The following is a 1,585-nucleotide window of genomic DNA, read 5'->3' as shown; positions in this document are numbered from 1 at the left end:
AATACCTCGTGCGACAAATTATCCTACATTCCGACATGAAGGTAATAAGGGATTTGTATTCGCTTAGATTAATGTTTTTGGTTAGCTGTCTTCATAAACATTGTTGGTAGTAGAGTAGCGGTTGACTTGCCTATTAACTTGAATTCTGCTTCATGCGCTTACTTCTAGTTGTTATCACCATACGCGATAGAAAAATCTCGTTGAGGGGTTCTCATCATCTTACTTGTGAGAAAAATTAAAATGGAACTTAATAAACTTTTAATGCTGGTATACAGCCAGCAGCAGAGTTGAGAGAATGACATTCGCTAAAAATATATAAAAAAAAGACCAGGCCGCATTTAGCCTGGTCTCTAGCATGGTTTATTCTTCGTCTTGCTCAGCAAGGAACGTTTCAAGCATTTCTTCGATCATATCCCATTCTTCATCCGTTTCGATAGGCATCAATTCGCCATCCTGATTATCTTCAGTTGGCATAAATGATGAAGCGTGGATTTCAATTTCCTCATCGTCGCTTTCATCAGCACCGATTGGATAGTATAAAACATAAGACTTGCCGAACTCTTCAGAGTCAAATGTAAAAAGCACTTCACATAATTGTTCGTTACCGTTTTCGTCTACTACTGTAATGTTGTTTTCTCCGTGATCCATTAAAGTCACCTCATTTAATTTTGGCTATTCAGATAGCCTTGTAGAATCATCATTGCGGCCATTTTATCAATGACTTTTTTACGTTTTTTACGGCTAACGTCTGCCTCCAGCAAAACACGCTCTGCTGCAACTGTCGTTAAACGCTCGTCCCAAAGGACAACAGGGACGCCGAACCGTTCTTCCAATTCACGGGCAAAGAATTGGCTGGCTTCGCCCCGGGGGCCGATTGTGCCATTCATGTTCTTAGGCAATCCAACGACAACTTTGCTGACTTCGTACTCTTTTATTATTTTACCTAATTCATCGAAACCAAACACATTTTCTTCTTCGTTAATTTTAAGAGTTTCAAGTCCCTGAGCAGTCCATCCAAGTTCATCGCTCAGTGCAATGCCGACAGTTTTCGAGCCGACATCTAGTCCCATCGTACGCATTTATTTCCCCTCTCGGTGGTTCCTTAAATAGGATTTAACCAATTCCTCGATAATTTCATCCCGTTCCAGCTTGCGGATGATATTGCGGGCATCCCGATGGCGGGGAATATAAGCCGGATCGCCAGAGAGCAGATAACCGACAATCTGGTTAATCGGGTTATATCCTTTTTCCTGCAAAGCTTCATAGACCTGCAGCAGGACTTCATTCGCATCATGCTCAAAAGGCTCTTCGGGAAAATTAAATCTCATCGTCTTATCAAACGAGCTCATCGAATGCACCTCACTTCTAAAAATGGAAGGCAATATTTTCTTAGGTTACCTTCATTCTACACTACTTTACCTTTATATCAAATTGATTTAACCCATTCTTCGGCAAATTGAATCGCATTGTCGAGTTTTGATGGGTCTTTCCCGCCGGCTTGAGCCATATCTGGACGGCCTCCGCCGCCTCCGCCGCAAATGGATGCTGCTTCCTTGATCAGCTTTCCTGCCTGGTAGCCCTTGAG

The 1,585-nt window shown here is 42.3% G+C and carries 4 protein-coding genes; all 4 read right to left on the bottom strand.

The genetic code is table 11. The annotated features are described in order from the left end of the window. Positions 1-360: 360 nt before the first annotated feature. The gene (locus WB217_RS16305; protein ID WP_207500106.1) at positions 361-648 is read right to left on the bottom strand and encodes a DUF1292 domain-containing protein; all 288 of its coding nucleotides are present in this window, start codon (positions 646-648) and stop codon (positions 361-363) included. A gap of 14 nt (positions 649-662) precedes the next feature. Then, positions 663-1,079 carry a Holliday junction resolvase RuvX gene (gene ruvX, locus WB217_RS16300; protein WP_423994315.1) on the bottom strand — a complete coding sequence of 139 codons (417 nt, stop codon included), beginning with the start codon at positions 1,077-1,079 and terminating at the stop codon, positions 663-665. Beyond that, complete coding sequence (locus tag WB217_RS16295) at positions 1,080-1,349, bottom strand: IreB family regulatory phosphoprotein (RefSeq protein WP_023627198.1); 270 nt, start codon at positions 1,347-1,349, stop codon at positions 1,080-1,082. It abuts the gene before it with no gap. 77 nt (positions 1,350-1,426) lie between these two features. Further along, positions 1,427-1,585: DHHA1 domain-containing protein (locus tag WB217_RS16290; RefSeq protein ID WP_423994316.1), on the bottom strand; the 159-nt coding region annotated here is incomplete at its 5' end.

The organism is Mesobacillus sp. (genome assembly GCF_049588175.1).
Taxonomy (GTDB): Bacteria; Bacillota; Bacilli; order Bacillales; family Cytobacillaceae; genus Mesobacillus.
This window is presented reverse-complemented; position numbering and strand designations above follow the sequence as displayed.